At 41.8% G+C, this 19,782-nt stretch carries 16 protein-coding genes and 2 tRNA genes; 1 reads left to right on the top strand and 17 read right to left on the bottom strand.

The features are described 5' to 3' along the window. Positions 1 to 37: 37 nt before the first annotated feature. From BCU91_RS01245 to pnp, 7 genes are all read right to left on the bottom strand, one after another. A complete protein-coding gene (locus BCU91_RS01245; protein ID WP_102530726.1) occupies positions 38 to 895 on the bottom strand; it encodes an outer membrane protein OmpK in 858 nt (285 codons plus the stop codon). Positions 896 to 1,244: 349 nt separating this feature from the next. Next, positions 1,245 to 1,538 (bottom strand): hypothetical protein, encoded by a 294-nt coding sequence (locus BCU91_RS01240; protein ID WP_102530725.1) that lies wholly within the window; start codon positions 1,536 to 1,538, stop codon positions 1,245 to 1,247. Positions 1,539 to 1,602: 64 nt separating this feature from the next. Beyond that, positions 1,603 to 2,865, bottom strand: a complete 1,263-nt coding sequence (locus BCU91_RS01235) for a NupC/NupG family nucleoside CNT transporter (protein ID WP_102439553.1) — start codon at positions 2,863 to 2,865, stop codon at positions 1,603 to 1,605. Between the two features lie 184 nt (positions 2,866 to 3,049). Then, entirely contained in the window at positions 3,050 to 3,811 is a 762-nt protein-coding gene (locus tag BCU91_RS01230) for a TatD family hydrolase (protein WP_102439554.1), read from the bottom strand. A gap of 173 nt (positions 3,812 to 3,984) precedes the next feature. After that, complete coding sequence (gene prfC / locus BCU91_RS01225) at positions 3,985 to 5,568, bottom strand: peptide chain release factor 3 (protein ID WP_076542871.1); 1,584 nt, start codon at positions 5,566 to 5,568, stop codon at positions 3,985 to 3,987. A 164-nt stretch (positions 5,569 to 5,732) separates the two neighbouring features. Then, positions 5,733 to 6,638 carry a lipoprotein NlpI gene (gene nlpI / locus BCU91_RS01220; protein WP_102439555.1) on the bottom strand — a complete coding sequence of 302 codons (906 nt, stop codon included), beginning with the start codon at positions 6,636 to 6,638 and terminating at the stop codon, positions 5,733 to 5,735. A 163-nt stretch (positions 6,639 to 6,801) separates the two neighbouring features. After that, positions 6,802 to 8,904: a polyribonucleotide nucleotidyltransferase gene (gene pnp, locus BCU91_RS01215; RefSeq protein WP_102439556.1), complete on the bottom strand. Its 2,103-nt coding sequence runs from the start codon at positions 8,902 to 8,904 to the stop codon at positions 6,802 to 6,804. A 365-nt stretch (positions 8,905 to 9,269) separates the two neighbouring features. On the opposite strand from pnp, the gene BCU91_RS01210 reads away from it, so the two are divergent. After that, positions 9,270 to 11,306, top strand: a complete 2,037-nt coding sequence (locus BCU91_RS01210) for an EAL domain-containing protein (RefSeq protein WP_102530724.1) — start codon at positions 9,270 to 9,272, stop codon at positions 11,304 to 11,306. Positions 11,307 to 11,419: 113 nt separating this feature from the next. Here BCU91_RS01210 and rpsO read toward each other — a convergent pair whose 3' ends face one another. From rpsO to tpiA, 10 genes are all read right to left on the bottom strand, one after another. After that, positions 11,420 to 11,689: a 30S ribosomal protein S15 gene (rpsO, locus tag BCU91_RS01205; protein WP_076542867.1), complete on the bottom strand. Its 270-nt coding sequence runs from the start codon at positions 11,687 to 11,689 to the stop codon at positions 11,420 to 11,422. A gap of 177 nt (positions 11,690 to 11,866) precedes the next feature. After that, positions 11,867 to 12,811, bottom strand: a complete 945-nt coding sequence (truB, locus tag BCU91_RS01200) for a tRNA pseudouridine(55) synthase TruB (RefSeq protein ID WP_102520105.1) — start codon at positions 12,809 to 12,811, stop codon at positions 11,867 to 11,869. Beyond that, entirely contained in the window at positions 12,811 to 13,236 is a 426-nt protein-coding gene (gene rbfA / locus BCU91_RS01195) for a 30S ribosome-binding factor RbfA (protein WP_102439559.1), read from the bottom strand. Before rbfA ends, truB begins: the two co-directional genes overlap by 1 nt. A 59-nt stretch (positions 13,237 to 13,295) precedes the next feature. Beyond that, a complete protein-coding gene (gene infB / locus BCU91_RS01190) occupies positions 13,296 to 15,926 on the bottom strand; it encodes a translation initiation factor IF-2 (protein ID WP_102530723.1) in 2,631 nt (876 codons plus the stop codon). Positions 15,927 to 15,951: 25 nt separating this feature from the next. Then, positions 15,952 to 17,451, bottom strand: a complete 1,500-nt coding sequence (gene nusA / locus BCU91_RS01185) for a transcription termination factor NusA (RefSeq protein WP_076542863.1) — start codon at positions 17,449 to 17,451, stop codon at positions 15,952 to 15,954. A 29-nt stretch (positions 17,452 to 17,480) separates the two neighbouring features. Continuing rightward, positions 17,481 to 17,936: a ribosome maturation factor RimP gene (gene rimP / locus BCU91_RS01180; RefSeq protein WP_076542862.1), complete on the bottom strand. Its 456-nt coding sequence runs from the start codon at positions 17,934 to 17,936 to the stop codon at positions 17,481 to 17,483. A gap of 170 nt (positions 17,937 to 18,106) precedes the next feature. Continuing rightward, positions 18,107 to 18,183: transfer RNA gene (locus BCU91_RS01175), tRNA-Met, on the bottom strand. A gap of 74 nt (positions 18,184 to 18,257) precedes the next feature. Further along, positions 18,258 to 18,343, bottom strand: a tRNA-Leu gene (locus BCU91_RS01170). 124 nt (positions 18,344 to 18,467) lie between these two features. Next, positions 18,468 to 18,791, bottom strand: a complete 324-nt coding sequence (gene secG / locus BCU91_RS01165; RefSeq protein WP_076542859.1) for a preprotein translocase subunit SecG — start codon at positions 18,789 to 18,791, stop codon at positions 18,468 to 18,470. A 4-nt stretch (positions 18,792 to 18,795) separates the two neighbouring features. Then, a complete protein-coding gene (tpiA, locus tag BCU91_RS01160; RefSeq protein WP_076542857.1) occupies positions 18,796 to 19,578 on the bottom strand; it encodes a triose-phosphate isomerase in 783 nt (260 codons plus the stop codon). Between the last annotated feature and the right edge of the window lie 204 nt (positions 19,579 to 19,782).

Genomic DNA, 19,782 nt, shown 5'->3' with positions numbered 1-19,782 from the left:
GAGCCACACAAGTGTGGCTCTATACTTCCAAGCAATCTTAGAACTTGTAAGTTGCTGTGAAGTAATGTGCGAAACCAGTGGTTTCTAGGCCAACGATACCTGCACCATCTTCAAGAAGGTATACATCTTTATATGCTTTTAAGCCGTAACCTAGTGCGTAGTTGTCTGAATGCCAATGTAAACCGAAGTATGCTGCGCCACCATTAGTTGTTGTTGGAACAAATTCATCATTTACTGCATCTGCACCGAACTGGTAATCAACATAGCCCTGGAAAGAAATAAAAGTACCGTTATCAAAGTTAACCACTGGCTTAAACCAGTTAGCAGAGAACTGGTAACCATTCCATTCTTTGGCATTTAAGTCGTAAAAACCGTATAAGTTCATGCCAGTTTTACCTAACCATGGAACCATAACGTCAGCACCGATACCAATTGAAGCATTGTTTACGTCATTTGTCTCATTGCCGAATTCGTCAGTACCACGAATTGCTCCGCCACCAAAGTTGAACAAAGTTGAGATATAAACTTCTTGAACAGGGCCAAATGAAAGATCTTTACCAGTGATTGCATCAAGAGAAAAACGAGGAGCAAATTTCATGAACATCTTGCTTGCGCCGTTATTCTTATCACCGTAATCGCGGTTAGTGATGTTGAAAACATCCACGTAGCCATACAGATCAACAATACCAGCGCGACCACCAAATTCCATTTCTAAGTAGTCATGGCCATTATCAGTAGAACCATCGCGTGGAAGCTCATTTACTGCGTACATTGCGTTGAACTGCATCCAACTGTAATCACCAGAACGTAAATCGGTGCGGTCAGCAGCCATAGCAGGTGCAGACATTGCAGCGATCGTAGTTGCAGCTAAAGCTAAAGTTTTAACGTTTTTCATTATCAACCCCATTGATATATTTATTACCACCTTCGTGGGTGGCGATTTTTATAAAACGTTTGCATTGTACCTATTCTAGCTAAAAGCTCAATACAAAAAAGACAAAATACGAATACTTAATCCCAAAATGTGAACAATGTCGCTACCTTTAACTAACAACCAATAATTAAATAATCTATAAAACTATTAATAGGCCCAATATCGTTATATAAAACCTTAGCAAGCAACATACCATAAACAGCTGTAGCAAAAGTTGATTAAGTAAAATTCACGGAGAATGGCTGTTTTTAAAGACAAAAAAAGCCGTTATTACTAAATGATAACGACCTTTTTATTGGTAATGTTTAAATCATGGTAGTGATAACATCGCTAAAAATTGACCCGTAAATGTTGCACCCAAGAAGTTAACAAGCGAGCTAGCAATAACGGCACGTATATTAAGCTCAGCAAGCTCATGGTGACCACTAGGCACCATTGAACCAGCTAATCCAGCTAATCCAGCTAATCCAGCTAATCCAGCTAATCCAGCTATTAGCATAGCCATAGCCATAGCCATAGCCATAGCCATAGCCATAGCCATAGCGGATAAGTGAGCAGCGCCACATAATGCCAATGCAAGGATAACCACTATTTTTAGATACAAAAAAGGCCGTTATTAATAAATAATAACGGCCTTTTGACTAACCAAGCTTAACTCATAGCAGATATTAAATCGCTAAGAATAGGCCCGCTAGCGTTGCGCTCATTAAGTTAGCAAGTGAACCGGCAATAACAGCACGGATACCAAGCTTAGCAAGGTCATGACGACGACTAGGCGCCATTGAACCTAAACCACCTAATAGAATAGCAATAGATGATAAGTTAGCGAATCCACATAATGCGAATGAAATGATAGCTTTAGTTCTATCAGACATCATCATGCCAGTCTCAGCAACTACTTTGAAACCTTCTGCAGAAGCATCAAGTAAGTAAGGAGCAAAGTTAAGATAAGCAACGAATTCGTTTACAACAATCTTTTGACCGATGAAAGAACCAGCAACAAGTGCTTCGTTCCAAGGTACACCGATTAAGAATGCTAAAGGCATGAAAATGTAACCAAGAATAAGTTCTAAAGTAATACCTTCAAGACCAAACCAACCAGTTACACCACCGATGATACCGTTGACCATTGCAATTAAACCAACGAAGGCAATTAACATTGCACCCACGTTTAGTGCTAAATGCATACCAGATGAAGCACCGCCAGCAGCAGCGTCTAATACGTTAGCTGGTTTATCAGGATCTTCAGGAAGATCTGACATGTCATTTTTAGCTTCTTCAGTTTCAGGATGCATTAGTTTAGCCATCATCAAACCACCAGGAGCCGCCATGAATGATGCAGCAACTAAGTATTCAATTGGTACACCCATTTGCGCGTAACCGGCTAATACTGAACCCGCGATTGATGCTAAACCACCAACCATGATTGCGAATAATTCAGAGTTAGTCATAGTCGCAATAAATGGACGAACAACTAGTGGCGCTTCAGTTTGACCAACGAAAATATTCGCTGTCGCTGACATAGACTCAGTACGGCTAGTACCTAATGCTTTTTGCAAGCCACCACCGATGAGACGGATGATCCACTGCATAATGCCTAAGTAGTAAAGCACTGCGATTAATGAAGAGAAGAACACGATAACGGGTAAAACATTTACCGCGAAAATAAAGCCAACTTTGAATTGAGCTAAATCGCCAAATACGAAGTTAATGCCCGATTGTGCATAACTAATTACACTAGATACGGCATCTGACATACCTTGTAAGATATCTTTCCCCACTGGTACGTATAAAACGAAACCTGCAAAGAATGCTTGAATAGCTAAAGCACCACCAACAGTACGCACATTAATTGCTTTTCTGTTATTTGATAGTGCATAACCGATTGCTAGTATGGTAACCACACCTACTAGACTCATTAGTATATCCATTAATCACGACCCTTTTTTAATTTGTTAACGATATGTATAATTGTTGTTAACTCACCTATTTTCAGTTAGTGATTATAACTGACGAGCGGATGAAAATCGTGGATTAGTTCATAGTTTTAGAGTTTAATTTCAGGATCTTATCCCACAGCAACGCCCATCAACCACGGTGTTTAAAAAAAAAGAATTACAGCTCAAACAGTTGCCGAGCATTTAACCCCAACTGTTCCATAATTAAAACAGTGGTTTTTTTTTGTAATTTTGCTATCTGTTCAACAAAACTTATTATCTGAAGCGGAGTATTTCGTTTATCTGGTGAATTATAGGGCGCCATGCTGGGAGAGTCGGTTTCTATTAGGAAGTGTTTAATATCAACTTCTGTAACCGTTTTTTGTAACTTTTTGGCGCTAGGGTTCATGATTAACCCACCTATTCCCAGTTTATAGCCCAGTTCAATATAAGATTTTGCCAACTCTGGGGCGCCATAAAAGCCATGAATAACCCCACCTTTAGGGTTAGGGTATTTTTTCAACATGGCTAATAGTTGTGGATGAGCTTTTACGGCATGTAAAATCACCGGTAATTGCCAATCAATTGCTGATGCTAATTGAGCCTCGAGTAAATCCAACTGTGATTGAGACCAATGTCGAAGCTTATCTAAACCACATTCCCCCAGGGCAACAAACCTTGGATTAGGCCTATGTTTAGCGATGAGATTATTTAACGCCGCCACTGCTTGAGAAATGTCAGCAGGTACATACCAAGGGTGGATACCTAAGGCAAAATAGCAGTCAAACTCGCTGGTAACCTCTAGCTGTTTAGCCCAAGATGACTCACTCACCCCTGGAATAATGACGTTGTCGATCCCGTTTGCGCGCATCTTTGCAAACAAAGCAGCTCTATCGTGGTCAAAATCCACAAGATCAAGGTGGGCATGGGTATCTATCATCACTTTTCCTCAAACAAATAACTTTACTGCAAATCACAGCTAATGCAGCAAACCTGCTTAGCACTTTTTACGTTACTCATCTTGCCACTATAGAATAAAATTAGCCTCAAGCTTAAATCACAGCCAATAAAAAAGGCGGTTAGACCGCCTTTTAACATCAAACACCCCAGTGATTAGTTTTCGCGAGTTTTAGCGAACTCTACATCAGGGTAACGTTCCATGGATAAATTCAGATTTACCATAGTCGGTGCAATATAAGTTAGGTTATTACCACCATCTAAGGCTAAATTGCTGCTGCACTTACGACGGAACTCTTCGAGTTTACGCTCATCTTTACAGTAAACCCAGCGGGCGGTTGAAACACTAATGCCTTCATAAATCGCTTCGACGTTATATTCACTCTTAAGGCGTCCAACAACCACTTCAAACTGCAGTACGCCAACTGCGCCCACAATTAAGTCGTTGGTATCTAGCGGTCTAAAGACTTGAACAGCGCCTTCTTCGGCAAGCTGTACGAGACCTTTAAGCAATTGCTTTTGCTTTAACGGATCTTTTAAGCGAATACGGCGGAACATTTCAGGGGCAAAGTTAGGAATACCAGTAAACTTAACTTTTTCACCTTGGCTGAAAGTATCACCAATTTGAATGGTGCCATGGTTATGTAAACCGATAATATCACCTGGGTAGGCTTCTTCAACTTGCTCACGATCACCAGCAACGAAGGTTAACGCATCAGAAATACGCACATCTTTACCGACACGTACATGATGCATTTTCATGCCTTTCTCGTACTTACCAGACACAATACGCATAAATGCGACGCGGTCACGATGCTTAGGATCCATGTTCGCTTGGATTTTGAAGATAAAGCCAGAGAACTTTTCTTCTTCAGCATGAATATCACGTACTTCAGTGGCGCGAGGTTGAGGCTTAGGTGCCCACTCAGTTAAACCGTCAAGTATATGATCAACACCAAAGTTACCTAATGCGGTACCAAAATAGACAGGTGAAAGTTTACCGGCTAGAAACGCCTCTAAATCGAACTCATGTGATGCACCGATCACAAGTTCTAATTCTTCACGTAATAACTCAGCAAGTTCAGCACCAATTGCTACATCAAGTTCAGGATTATCAAGGCCTTTCACTGTACGCACTTCTTGAATTTTATGCCCTAAACCTGACTGGTATAAAATTGCTTCGTCGCGATGGATATGATAAACCCCTTTAAACGACTTACCACAGCCAATCGGCCAAGTGATTGGCGCACATGCGATTTTTAGCTCAGTTTCAACTTCGTCCATCACTTCCATAGGATCGCGAATATCACGGTCACATTTATTCATGAATGTCACGATTGGTGTGTCACGTAAACGGGTAACTTCCATTAGTTTACGGGTTCGGTCTTCGACACCTTTGGCCGCGTCGATCACCATAAGACATGAGTCAACAGCGGTTAAGGTACGGTAAGTATCTTCAGAGAAGTCTTCGTGACCTGGAGTATCAAGTAGGTTTACTAGGCAATCACTGTAAGGAAATTGCATTACCGAAGTAGTAATAGAAATACCACGGTCTTTTTCCATTTCCATCCAGTCAGATTTTGCATGCTGTTTAGAGCCACGACCTTTAACGGTACCTGCAGTTTGAATTGCTTGTCCGAATAAAAGTACTTTCTCAGTAATAGTGGTCTTACCGGCATCAGGATGCGAAATAATCGCGAAGGTACGACGTTTATCGACCTCTACTGTTTGAACTGACATGGTTTACTTGCCCTAGCATAATAAAAAGGCGCAAATTATAGCGTTTCCCATCTAGGTTGGCTAGGTAAACTCACTTAAACCCAAATGGTGATGGTTTAAAAAACTCAAAAACCCAAAAGGCTAATGCCGATGCATTAGCCTTTGTGCTGAGCTAACAATTATTATTAATTAGCGACTGTAGATTGTTCAAGTATTTGCAGCGCTTGGGCTAGCTCTATTCTGGCATAACGATGTTCAACAAAATCATAAATATTTGTTGCCAAGCTTAAGCGATAATAATCCGCTGCCAGTTGATAATCTTTTTGCTCCACCGCTTTTTTAGCTAGGTAGAAATAGGCTTCACACAGACGCTCAGCATACTCCTGAGGTTGAGTCAGGTTGACTTTAGCTGCATCAAAAACTTGCTCTTTAGTCAGCTTACCAAGGTAATAATCAATGATGACTGAAGACCACGCCTGATCGTTAAGCGATTGGCGATTAGTTAATAGCTCGGCTTGCGCTGCTTGCTGATCTGTCGGCACTTGCACTAGGTATAACCACAAAGCACGATAACCATCAGCAGGTGCTTGGGCCAAAAATGTGCGCATATCTTCAGTGGCTAACTCATAGCGTTCACCGTAATACAAAGCAATACCACGGTTGAGATAAGCATAATCGTATTGGGGGGATAACTCTAAGACCCCATCAAAAGACTCATAAGCAGGTTCAAACTCGCCTTCTTGGGTGTAATAAATCCCTAAGAAATTATATGCATCAGCAAGATTAGGTTGTAATTTTATCGCTTGGTGAAAATCAATTTTAGCGAGTAGTCGTAGGCCAACACTATCGTAGATAACACCACGGTCATAATGAAAGCGTGCTCGTTGCTCAGTGGTTAATTCCATAGAGGCTAAAATGTCATTGAGCTTAGCTAAAGTGACTTCTAACTTGTAATCAGGCACTTTGGGAGAAACCATCACTTTGCCTGACGCTGCGCTATTATCATTGCCTGAAAGTGAAGCACAACCTGACAATAACATACTGGCACCGACACATAATGCTACCACAGTGGTCCGTAATTTATGTTCCATTTAAATACCTTATCAGGTTCTATAGTTAGTTTGCATCATATCAACCAATAGCGCCAAGGGCTACGCAGTTAAAGATAAATTTATCATTGGCTAAATTTTGCCAATAAAAAAGGAGAGCCTTAGCTCTCCTTTATCGATTAGATTAACTGAGTTAATCTAACAACTATTCTGCAGCAGGTTCTGCTTTAGTAACAGCTTCTTTGATAGAAAGTCTTACACGACCTTGACGGTCAACTTCCATCACTTTAACGTCAACTTCTTGGTTCATCTCAAGGTGGTCAGAAACGTTAGCAACACGCTCTTCACTGATTTGAGAAATATGAACTAAGCCATCTTTACCAGGTAAGATGTTAACGAATGCGCCAAAATCAACGATACGGATAACTTTACCTTTGTAGATACGGCCGACTTCAACTTCAGCAGTAATCTCTTCGATGCGACGGATAGCTTCTTTAGTTGCTTCACCATTTGAAGAAGCAATTTTAACAGTACCGTTGTCATCTAATTCAATTGTTGTACCGGTTTCTTCAGTAAGTGCACGAATAGTTGCACCACCTTTACCGATAACGTCACGAATTTTTTCAGGATTAATCTTGATAGTCGTAATACGTGGAGCGTGATCAGAGATATCTTCACGTGCGCCACCAATTGCTTGGTCCATCACGTTAAGAATATGAACACGAGCGCCGTATGCTTGTTGCAGAGCGATATCCATGATCTCTTGAGTGATACCTTCAATCTTGATATCCATCTGCAGAGCAGTAATACCATCACGGGTACCAGCTACTTTAAAGTCCATGTCACCTAAGTGATCTTCATCACCTAAAATGTCAGAAAGAACAACAAAGTCGTCGCCTTCTTTAACTAGACCCATTGCGATACCAGCAACTGAACTCTTGATTGGTACACCCGCATCCATTAATGCTAATGAAGTACCACAAACAGAAGCCATAGAGCTTGAGCCGTTTGATTCAGTAATTTCTGAAACAACGCGGATGCTGTATGGGAATTCTTCAGCTGAAGGCATAACGGCATTCATACCACGCCAAGCTAGCTTACCGTGACCGATTTCGCGACGCTTAGGTGAACCTACCATGCCAGTTTCACCAACTGAGTATGGAGGGAAGTTGTAATGAAGCATGAAGCGGTTAGTACGCTCGCCCATGATGCTATCAATTTTCTGTGCATCACGTTCTGTACCTAAAGTACAAGTAACTAACGCTTGAGTTTCACCACGAGTGAATAATGAGCTACCGTGAGTACGTGGAAGTACACCAGCAAGTACATTCAATGCGCGGATCATATCTGGTTCACGACCGTCGATACGTGGCTTGCCACTGATAATACGACCACGAACAATGTTCTTCTCTAAGCTACCAAGTAAGTTATCAACTTCACGTTGATCAACATCTGCGTTTTCAGCAACTAATGCCGCTTTTGCTGCTGCTTTAACAACACCAACTTGCGCATAACGATCTTGCTTAACTTCAATTTGGTAAGCTTCAGTCATGCCAACTTCAGCTAAATCTTTAATTTTAGCAACTAAGTCTTGATCTTGAACAGGAGCAGTCCAATCCCAAGTAGGCTTGCCCGCTTCAGCTTTAAACTCAGCAATCGCATCAACCACAACTTGTTGTTGATCGTGACCGTAAGTTACCGCGCCTAGCATGATTTCTTCAGCAAGTGACTTAGCTTCAGATTCAACCATCAATACAGCGCTTTTAGTACCTGCAACAACAAGATTTAAGTCGCTTTCAGCAACTTGATCTACTGATGGGTTAAGTAAGTATTCACCGTTGATATAACCAACACGTGCAGCACCTAATGGTCCATTGAATGGAATACCAGAAATAGCCAGCGCTGCTGAAGTACCAATCATAGCCACAATGTCTGGCTCAATTTGTTGGTCTACAGAAACAACAGTAATAATGACTTGGACTTCGTTTTTAAAACCGTTAGGAAATAAAGGACGAATTGGACGGTCGATTAAACGAGCAATAAGCGTTTCGTCTTCATTTGGACGACCTTCACGCTTAAAGAAACCACCAGGGATCTTACCAGCAGCGTAAGTCTTCTCTTGGTAGTTAACTGTTAGTGGGAAGAAATCACGGCTTAAATCCGCAACTTTTTTACCAACTACAGTAACAAGGACAGTTGTATCGCCCATGCTCGCTAGTACTGCAGCATCAGCTTGACGTGCAATAACACCTGTTTCTAAGGTGACAGTATGTTGACCATACTCAAAACTCTTTACAATTGGATTCACGTGACCCATTCCTTAATTATTGACCTTTAAATTACGCGCACAAGTATACTTCAATTTTTTATAATAGTTAAAGGTCATCGCCATATCAGTCTAAAAAATAATTTATATTTTGCCTTTTAAGGTCGATATGGTTATATGAATTCATATCTCATGGCAATATAAAATGATAATAACAATGCCCTGGCCGAAAAATAGGCTTTAATCCTTGGGCTAAACGCTATACTTAATGACTTTTTGAACAAATTTATCTACAGTGAAAGGTAGAAAATACCTAACAATAACAAGCAGGTTTTTTAGGTAATTTAAGATTTTGTTAGCCCGCCAACAAAAGTAAGCTCAACGTTATTGCAAATGGAAATAAAATAATGCCGCCACAGTTTAAGTCTTTGACATGGAAGCAAACAAATTTAGTGGTGTTCACAGCATTATTTTTTGCTATTGCTATTTTTATTGTCGAGCTTGCACTGGTTGTTATTACCACCAAACAGCAAATCCAGGCCTCCCAGCAAGAACTCGTCAATTCTGTTGAACAAACCATATCTAATGTGGTGTGGGCTTTAGATGACAAACAGACCCAGCAAAACTTAGAAGGTATTATAAAAATTGATGATATTCGTTCTGCTATCATCACCTTAGATGACAATTCCTTGTATGTTGAAGCAAGTCATCAGGCCAAACGATATCCAACTTACTATGACAGTTTGAGTTACTTGCTCTTTGATGAGTTAAAGGAAATCTCACGACCTTTGTATCGACCGCACTATTTTGAGGGCGATAAAAAACAGCAACAAATTGGCACCTTATCTATCCATTACGATATTCAAGCAATGACCAATAATTTGTTTAACCGACTTCAGTTAAGTTTTATCGCCACCTTAGCCAGAGCCTTATTGCTCACTTTAGTGCTCACGATTGTGTTTCACCGATTCCTCACTCAGCCAATCGCGCAGATCAGCGAAGCCATTGATAACATTGATCCTGAATTACCGGATGAAAACCTCATTCCCATAACCTGTGCCCATAAAGATGACGAGCTTGGACTTGTCTCCACAAAATTAAATCAAATCTTATTGCAGTTCAGTCAGGCTCAAAACAAATTACGAAAAATGGCCACCCGAGATCCTCTCACTAATTTGCCCAATAGAACCCTACTACTTGAAACATTAAGTGTCACCATACAACGTGCGCGCGTTCACAAACGCCAATTCGCACTATTATTTATTGACCTCGATAGATTTAAAAATGTAAATGACTCTTTAGGGCATACTATCGGTGATCAATTCCTTGTAAGAATAGCCCGAATTTTAGAATCGGGCATCGCTGATAAAGGCAGCGTGGCCCGCCTAGGAGGTGATGAGTTTGTTATCGTTGCAGATGATATAAAAACCCCGCAACACGCCGCTGATTTCGTTGAACAGCTGTTAAAGCAACTCAATATGCCAATACAGCTGAATGAGCATACGATTCACCCTGCGGCCTCGATTGGTATTGCGATATACCCTGAAGATGGCCAAGGCGCTGAGGATCTTATCCGGCACGCCGATATTGCCATGTATAGCGCTAAAGCTGCGGGTTCAAACCAGTGGGCCTTTTTCAAGCAGCAAATGACCGAACATGCCGCAATTAGATTAAAAACCGAGGCCTCTTTACACAATGCGCTTAAGCGAAATGAATTTAGGCTTTATTTTCAGCCCAAATTAGATCTTAAAACTAATGAAATTGTCGGCTGTGAAGCCTTAATCCGCTGGCAAAAAGACGGCAAACTTGTGCCACCCATGGCGTTTATTCCTATCGCTGAAGAAACTGGCATTATCATTCCCATCGGCAGATGGGTTATTGAACAAAGTTGTAAGCTGCTCCGTGAGTGGGAGAAAAAATACAATCGCGTCATTCCCATTGCGGTAAATGTCGCTTCACAGCAGTTTGCTGATGCAAGCTTGGTATCCGATATCAAACAATTGGCGCTACGTTATCAAATTCGCCCCGAGTTATTGGAAATCGAAATAACCGAAACATCACTGATGAATGATATCACTCAAGCCATCGCTAAACTCGAACAACTTAAAAGTGCCGGTTTTGGTATTGCCGTGGATGATTTTGGTACCGGCTATTCATCTTTGTCTTATTTACGCCGTTTGCCTATTACCACAATGAAAATCGACCGCTGCTTTGTCTCTGACTTACCCCATGATGGCGCCATCGCTTCCACTATTCTAATGCTAGGGCAACAGCTAAATCTGGATATTGTTGCAGAAGGGATTGAAAACCAAGCGCAGCTGGCATGGCTACAACAACATCATTGCCAAGTTGGTCAGGGGTTTCTATTTAGTAAACCTTTACCACAAGACGAGTTTGAAGCGCGCTATTTTGGTGAGCAGCAGGTAAAGGTAGAGCAGGCGTAAACAAGAATGCTAGTTAAACTACATTTATTTTAGCCAATAAAAAAGGAGGCATAGCCTCCTTTTTTACGGTTTGATCTACTTACCGCAAGCAATAAGCAAATTAAACGTCGTTATTAACGACGTAAACCTAACTTCTGGATTAGAGCAGTATAACGAGCTACGTCAGTACGCTTAAGGTAAGCAGTAAGCTTACGACGTGCGCTAACCATACGTAGTAGACCACGACGTGAATGGTGATCATGGATGTGCTCTTTGAAATGACCTTGTAGATGGTTAATCTGTGCAGTCAATAAAGCTACTTGTACTTCAGTTGAACCAGTGTCGTTTTCACAACGTGCGAATTCAGCTACGATTTTAGCTTTTTGTTCATTACTTAGTGACATAAATATCTCCAGAAAAAATTAAATTATCTCAAGCCGATCACTAACTCAGCCTGAGGGCGCGATATATTAACCGAAAGCGCAGCTTACCGCAATAAAAAATCTGCATATCCGACTGCGGCAATCTTGCCACAGTAAAATATACAGATTGATATAGATTAAACTAACAAGTTAGAGCCACTACTCTTGACTGTGGTCAACCACTAATCTTTTGGGTGCGAGTAAGCCATCATCATTTTTAAAGCCAATGCCAATAAACTTTCTTGACTCACCTAAAGTGATCCGTAGAAGTTGATCATCTAGCACACCTTCAGCCTGAACAGGTTGGCCTTGTAAAATATATTGAGCACTGGTCTCAGGTAAATTTACTTCAGCAAAGTTCGCGACCGCGGTATCCATTGGTAATAGTAATGGGTCTAATACATCACTTGAAGGTATTTCAGACTTTTCAGCCTCATCTACCATCGCCATCAATTGCTCTAAGGTCACCATTTTTTCATATGGATAGTCAGCAACTTGAGTACGTCTAAGCATAATGACATGAGCCCCACAGCCTAGCATTTCCCCTAAATCATCAACGATGGTGCGAATATAAGTACCTTTAGAACAATGAATGTCTAAGGTTAACTCATCACCTTCTAAGCCGACGTATAGCAACTCAAACACATTAATTGGTCGGGCTTCACGGGGGACTTCAATGCCTTCACGTGCATATTTGTATAAAGGCTGACCTTGATACTTTAATGCCGAATACATAGAAGGAACTTGCATGGTTTTACCACGAAAGTGTTCAAGTGACACTTCAAGCTTTTCTTGGGTAAAATTGACAGGTCTTATCTGCACAACTTCACCGTCAGAATCACTGGTATCAGTTCTTTCACCTAACTTGGCCGTCACTAAATAACGCTTATCAGCATCAAGTAAATGTTGAGAAAACTTGGTTGCTTCACCTAAACAAATAGGTAGCATCCCGGTTGCCAATGGATCCAAAGCGCCAGTATGGCCGGCTTTGTTAGCTTGGTAGAGACGTTTGACACGTTGCAAAGCATGGTTAGAACTGATGCCAGTTCCTTTATCTAATAGCACTATGCCATCAATAAAACGCCCTTTGCGACGACGAGCCATTAGTCTTTTCCTTCTGTATTTTCTTCAGCGTCAGTTGATTCTTCAGAACCAAACTTTTCTTGCTTTGCCTTATCACTCGTAATCACTTGGCTTACTAAGTTAGACATACGCATACCTTCAACTAATGAACTGTCATAGACAAAACGTAGTTCAGGCATAACACGTAGCTTCATGCGGCCAGCAATTAGTGTTCTGATGTAAGGAGCTGCTGCAGCAAGTGCTTCGACTTTTTGATCGACTAATTCACGATCTTCTTCAAAGAAGGTCACAAATACTTTTGCATAGCTTAAATCTCGTGACACATCAACATCGTTTACTGTAACAAAACCGATGCGAGGGTCTTTCATATCGCGCTGTAACACCATAGCAAGCTCTTGTTGCAGCTGCTGCGCGATTCGACGAGTACGACTAAATTCTTTTGCCATAATATTGTTACCATAGCCTTATATAAATAAAAAAGGCGGCTTACGCCGCCCTTTCTGTGTTACAGCGTTCGGGCCACTTCGACCGTCTCGAAGACTTCAATCTGATCGCCCACTCGGACGTCATTGTAGTTCTTCACACCGATACCACATTCCATGCCGTTACGAACATCAGCAACGTCATCTTTAAAGCGTCGTAATGATTCTAGCTCACCTTCGTATATAACCACGTTGTCACGTAGTACACGGATAGGAGCGCTACGCTTGATGGTACCTTCGGTAACCATACAACCGGCAATTGCACCAATCTTAGGCGACTTAAATACATCACGAACTTCTGCCAGACCAATGATTTGTTGCTTGAATTCAGGAGCAAGCATGCCCGTCATCGCCGCTTTAACTTCATCAATCAAGTCGTAGATAACGCTGTAGTAGCGTAAATCAACACTTTCAGAATCGATAGTCTTACGCGCTTGTGCATCAGCACGCACGTTGAAACCAACCATGATGGCATTTGAAGCTGCAGCTAGCGTAGCATCAGTTTCAGTTAATGCACCAACGCCACGAGCGATGATATTAACTTTAACTTCATCAGTAGACAGTTTAGCTAATGATTCACAAATTGCTTCAAGTGAGCCTTGAACGTCTGCTTTAAGAACGATGTTAAGTTCTTGCACTTCGCCTTCGGTCATGTTCGCGAACATGTTTTCAAGCTTAGATTTTTGCTGACGTGCTAGTTTAACATCACGGAATTTACCTTGACGATAAAGTGCAACTTCACGTGCTTTACGCTCATCACGAACAACTGTTGCTTCATCACCAGCTGAAGGTACACCTGAAAGACCTAAGATCTCTACAGGGATTGATGGACCAGCTTCAGTAATTGCTTTGCCGTTCTCGTCTTTCATTGCACGGATTTTACCGTACTCAAGACCACATAGAACGATATCGCCTTGGCGTAAAGTACCTTCTTGAACAAGTACAGTAGCAACTGGGCCACGACCTTTATCCAATTTAGATTCAATAACAACACCAGCAGCCATACCTGAACGGTCAGCTTTAAGCTCTAATACTTCAGACTGAAGTAAAATGCCTTCAAGTAATTCGTCAATACCGGTACCCGCTTTAGCCGAAACGTTTACGAACATGTGTTCGCCGCCCCAATCTTCAGACATAACACCGTGTTGAGCTAATTCACTCTTAACACGCTCTGGGTCAGCTTCTGGCTTATCCATTTTGTTCACTGCAACGATTAACGGCACGTTACCAGCTTTAGCATGTTGAATCGCTTCGATAGTTTGCGGCATAGCACCATCGTCTGCAGCCACAACCAAAATAACAATATCAGTTGCTTTAGCACCACGAGCACGCATTGACGTAAACGCCGCGTGACCAGGAGTATCTAAGAAAGTGATCATGCCATTTTCAGTTTCTACATGGTATGCACCAATATGCTGGGTAATACCACCGGCTTCACCGTCAGCAACTTTGGCACGACGAATGTAATCAAGTAATGAAGTCTTACCGTGGTCAACGTGACCCATGATGGTAACGACTGGAGCACGAGTCTCTAGTACCACATTTTCTTCATCACGATCACCAAGTACTTGATGCTCTAATTCGTTTTCACGAAGAAGAATAACCTTATGACCCATTTCTTCAGCAACCATTTGTGCTGTTTCTTGGTCTAAGATTTGGTTAATAGTAACCATAGAGCCCATTTTCATCATCTGCTTGATGATTTCAGTGGCTTTAAGAGACATACGTTGAGCAAGTTCAGCAACAGATACTGTTTCACCGATACGTACTTCGCCTTTAACCACAGCAACAGGTTTGTTGAAACCATGTGCCATAGATTCAGGAGCAGTGCTCTTGTTACGTGCAGCATTGCTACGGTTATCACGACCGCCTTTGCCACCACGTTTCTTGTTAGCATTCTTGTTACGTGCACGACGGCCACGTTTTTCATCGTTAGCATCTGAAGTATCTTCAGCAGCACGCGCCGCTTTAGAGGTAGTCACATGGTGATCACCGTTCTTTTCAGCTTCAATACGTTGACGCTCTTCTTCAGCCCAACGCTTTGAGTTTTCTTCAGCTAACTTGCGAGCAGTTTCAGCAGCTAATGCCGCTTCTTCTTCTTGCTTTTTCTTTAATGTCGCTTCTTGAACCGCTTTAAGTCGATCAGCTTCTACTTGCGCAGCAGCAGACTCAGGATCTTCAGCTTTAGCTGCTTTGGCTTTAGCCGCTTCAGCTTCTTTCTTCGCTTTAGCTTCTGCATCTTTTTTCGCTTTCGCTTCTGCGTCCGCTTTAGCCTTAGCTTCTGCAGCAGCTTTCGCCGCAGCTTCTGCTTCTTGCTGCTTTTGCGCTGCTAGTTCAGCTTCTTTCGCTGCATCGCTATCGTCACGTTTAACAAAAGTACGTTTTTTACGTACTTCAACTTTAACGTCTTTAGATTGCCCGCCACCGGCATTAACACTGAGTGTTGAAACGGTTTTGCGTTGTAATGTCATTTTTTGCGGCGCTTGATCGCCACCGTGTTGCTTTTTCAAGTGATCAAGCAATGTTTGCTTTTCAGCTTCTGTAACTGAATCAGCTTTGGTTTTCTTGATCCCTGCGTCGGCAAACTGTTCAATCAGTCTGTCTACATTTTTGCCCACTTCCGCGGCCAATTTATCTATACTTGTATCTGCCATCAATTAAATCCCCCTGTTGATCGACTTATGCTTCTTCGCCAAACCAACAGATATTACGGGCAGCCATGATGAGCTCACCTGCTTTTTCTTCTGTCAATTCTTCAATATCAATTAAATCGTCAATGCCTTGTTCCGCTAAGTCTTCTAAGGTAATTACACCCTTACTTGCAAGAACATATGCTAAATGCTTTTCTAAACCATCTAACGCTAATAAATCTGCAGCCGGTTCAGCACCATCAAGTGCTTCTTCTGACGCTAATGCTCTAGTTGAAATCGCCGCTTTTGCACGTTCGCGTAGCGCAGTTACGATGTCTTCGTCAAAACCATCAATGTCTAATAATTCTGTTTCAGGTACGTAAACAATTTCTTCTAAAGACGTAAAGCCTTCTTCTGCAAGTACTGTTGCAAAATCTTCGTCAACTTCAAGTGTTTCAACAAATAAGTTAACGATTTTAGCGCTTTCAGCCTGATGCTTCTTGTTAAGGTCTTCAACAGTCATTACGTTTAATTCCCAGCCTGTTAACTGAGTCGCTAAACGTACGTTTTGACCATTACGACCAATCGCTTGTGCTAGGCTGTCTGCTTCAACAGCAATGTCCATTGAGTGGTTGTCTTCATCAACAATAATTGAAGCAACATCAGCAGGTGCCATTGCGTTAATAACGTATTGTGCTGGATTGTCATCCCACATAACGATATCAACACGCTCACCACTTAACTCATTTGAAACAGCTTGAACACGTGCGCCACGCATACCAACACAAGCACCGATAGGATCGATACGTTTGTCATTGGTTTTCACGGCGATTTTAGCGCGAGCGCCTGGGTCACGTGCTGCACCCATGATTTCAATCACTTCATCTAAGATTTCAGGTACTTCTACTCTGAATAACTCAATGATCATTTCAGGCTTGCTACGCGTTAAAAATAACTGCGCACCGCGAGCTTCTGGGCGAACTGCATAAAGTAAAGCACGTACACGGTCACCAGGACGGAATGATTCACGGCTAATGATGTCTTCTTTGTAAATAACACCATCAGCATTATTACCTAGATCAACAACAACGCTTTCACGGGTGCTTTTCTTAACGACACCAGTAACAATCTCGCCTTCACGTTCAATGAACTGTTCAACGATTTGAGCGCGTTCAGCTTCACGTACTTTTTGTACGATAACTTGCTTCGCGGTTTGCGTCGTAATACGGTCAAACACAACTGAATCGATTTCATCTTCGATGAACTCACCAGGTTGAATTTCTGGATTTTCATATCGCGCAGCTTCAAGTGTGATTTCGCTGTAAGGGTTTTCTAAAGCTTCACCTTGATCATCGACAACCATCCAACGACGGAAAGTGTCGTAGTGGCCAGTTTTACGGTCGATAGCAACGCGAACTTCAATTTCGCCTTCATACTTTTTCTTAGTTGCAGTGGCTAGAGCAATTTCTAGCGCTTCGAATATTTTTTCACGCGGGACGGCTTTTTCATTTGATACCGCCTCTGCGACTAGCAGAATCTCTTTATTCATTATGTCTTGCCTCGTTCACCTTGAAACTATCAAAACTTCGCAATAATGTTGCCTTTGCGTACATTATCTAAAGCCACTATCAAATCTTCACCATCTACGTTTATCGTTAGCATTTGCCCTTCGATTGCCGTGATGACACCTTTTAAATTACGACTACCCGCTACTGGCATCGTCAATTGTACTTTTGCATCTTCGCCAATATATGCAGCGTATTGCGCTGCAGTAAATAAAGGTCTATCAACCCCAGGCGAAGAAACTTCTAATGTGTATTCTGTCGAGATTGGGTCTTCAACATCTAGAACAGCACTAACTTGACGGCTGGCTTCGGCACAATCTTCGATATTGACACCACTTTCACCATCAATAAATACACGTAATATTGAATGACGCCCAGCATGGACAAACTCAATACCCCAAAGTTGAAAACCAATAGCCTCAACAGGTACTGTCAGCATTTCTGTCAGTTTAGTTTCTAATGTTGCCAAAAATGACCCCCAAAAACGAAAAAAAGGGCATAAGCCCCAAAAAAGTCCGTATAATCACGGAGTTACCAAGCTCCATATAACAAAAAACCCCGTAATGACGAGGTCTTAATATAGAACCTTTTAATTGAAGAATGTTTTACGCAATTTCGTAAAATCAATCGACAATAAGCTGGTTGCGGGGGCCGGATTTGAACCGACGACCTTCGGGTTATGAGCCCGACGAGCTACCAAACTGCTCCACCCCGCGTCAACTTGCGCAATTATATTAACTTACGTCTTCTCTTGCAATGATTAATCCAATTAACTTTGATTAATCAAATTTGGTGCGGATGGTGGGACTTGAACCCACACGAGCATAGCTCACCACCCCCTCAAGATGGCGCGTCTACCAATTCCGCCACATCCGCATATGTAACTGTTACTATTTTCTATTAGCTAATCTGAGGTTAAGTTTGAGAGAGGGAAACTTAACTTAGCTAATAGAGACAAAACTTAATGGAAGCAACAAACTATGTTGCCTCAATTTGTTGTTTAGTCTGGAATCTTTGTTTCAGTTTGAGTAGGAGCTTGTTCAACTTGCTCTACTGCAGAACCTAAATCATTCCATGCATCATCTTGCTTTGAATGGTTAGCACTTAAGTTACCTAATACTAGGCTTAAAGTGAAAAAACCAATCGCTAGCACAGCTGTGCTACGTGTCAGGAAATTACCTGAACCGCCTGAGCCAAATAGAGTTCCTGATGCACCAGCACCAAAAGAAGACCCCATATCAGCACCTTTACCTTGCTGAAGAAGGATTAGGCCAACAAGACCAATCGCAACAACCAAGTAAACTACAATTAAAACTTCATACATAATATTAAGCGCTCATCGCTATGGAACATAAACTTAAAAACTCGCTAGAGTTTAAGCTAGCACCGCCAATCAGTCCACCATCAACATCTGGCTGTGCAAAAATATCGGCTGCATTTGAAGGCGTAACACTACCACCGTACAAAATACGAATATTTTCTCCGATGAACGGCGACACTTCAGAAAGTCTTTGACGAATAAACGCATGGACTTCTTGTGCCTGCTCTGGAGTTGCACTCTTACCAGTACCTACAGCCCATAAAGGCTCGTAAGCAATAATGGCATTATCAAAAGCCATGGTGCCATTCTTTTCAATCACAATGTCTAACTCTTCGGCAATCACTTCAAAAGTACGTCTTGCTTCACGAGCTGGACCAGATTCACCAACACAAAGAATCGGCGTTAAACCATGTTTCTGTGCTGCAGCAAATTTCTCTGCAACGATATTACTTGTTTCGCCATACATACGACGGCGTTCGGAATGGCCGATAATCACATATCGACATCCTGAATCTTTTAGCATTTTACCGGAAACTTCACCAGTGTAGGCTCCAAAGTCATGCTGACTAAGGTTTTGTGCGCCCATTCTTACAAGCGCGCCATCTAAGGTTTGCTTATTTGCTTCAAGTAGTTGTCTTACACTTTCAAGGTAAATTGAAGGTGGACACAAAACTACTTCAGCAGAATCATTTTGGAGCTTTGTAGCGAACTTGCTGAATAACTCTTGGGCTAAAGCCGAACTGCCATTCATTTTCCAGTTGCCAGCTACCATAGGACGTCTGAGTGCCATTACTGTCTCCTTTCAAAGCGGCGTGAATAATAACGAACCACCAAACAAGTTACAATACCTAAGTTAGGAATAATTACTATAACGTGTCAGAGTGTTGTTTTTTTACTCGGTACGATTAAGTATTAATAAATAAACAATTAATATATAACATTTAGGATTTACTAACGCGTTGCACTGCATCAGCAATCTGTTGTGCAAAAGATG

It is taken from the genome of Shewanella sp. 10N.286.52.B9, from assembly GCF_002873635.1.
Lineage (GTDB): Bacteria > Pseudomonadota > Gammaproteobacteria > Enterobacterales > Shewanellaceae > Shewanella.
Note: the sequence above shows the minus strand (reverse complement) of the source record. Positions and strands in the feature narration are given on the sequence as shown.

What these genes read in the sequence shown, in the direction of transcription:
- BCU91_RS01245 (WP_102530726.1), bottom strand. Translation starts at nt 895, where the DNA reads ATGAAAAACGTTAAAACTTTAGCTTTAGCTGCAACTACGATCGCTGCA.
- BCU91_RS01235 (WP_102439553.1), bottom strand. Translation starts at nt 2,865, where the DNA reads ATGGATATACTAATGAGTCTAGTAGGTGTGGTTACCATACTAGCAATC.
- BCU91_RS01230 (WP_102439554.1), bottom strand. Translation starts at nt 3,811, where the DNA reads ATGATAGATACCCATGCCCACCTTGATCTTGTGGATTTTGACCACGAT.
- prfC (WP_076542871.1), bottom strand. Translation starts at nt 5,568, where the DNA reads ATGTCAGTTCAAACAGTAGAGGTCGATAAACGTCGTACCTTCGCGATT.
- nlpI (WP_102439555.1), bottom strand. Translation starts at nt 6,638, where the DNA reads ATGGAACATAAATTACGGACCACTGTGGTAGCATTATGTGTCGGTGCC.
- BCU91_RS01210 (WP_102530724.1), top strand. Translation starts at nt 9,270, where the DNA reads ATGCCGCCACAGTTTAAGTCTTTGACATGGAAGCAAACAAATTTAGTG.
- rpsO (WP_076542867.1), bottom strand. Translation starts at nt 11,689, where the DNA reads ATGTCACTAAGTAATGAACAAAAAGCTAAAATCGTAGCTGAATTCGCA.
- truB (WP_102520105.1), bottom strand. Translation starts at nt 12,811, where the DNA reads ATGGCTCGTCGTCGCAAAGGGCGTTTTATTGATGGCATAGTGCTATTA.
- rbfA (WP_102439559.1), bottom strand. Translation starts at nt 13,236, where the DNA reads ATGGCAAAAGAATTTAGTCGTACTCGTCGAATCGCGCAGCAGCTGCAA.
- infB (WP_102530723.1), bottom strand. Translation starts at nt 15,926, where the DNA reads ATGGCAGATACAAGTATAGATAAATTGGCCGCGGAAGTGGGCAAAAAT.
- nusA (WP_076542863.1), bottom strand. Translation starts at nt 17,451, where the DNA reads ATGAATAAAGAGATTCTGCTAGTCGCAGAGGCGGTATCAAATGAAAAA.
- secG (WP_076542859.1), bottom strand. Translation starts at nt 18,791, where the DNA reads ATGTATGAAGTTTTAATTGTAGTTTACTTGGTTGTTGCGATTGGTCTT.
- tpiA (WP_076542857.1), bottom strand. Translation starts at nt 19,578, where the DNA reads ATGGCACTCAGACGTCCTATGGTAGCTGGCAACTGGAAAATGAATGGC.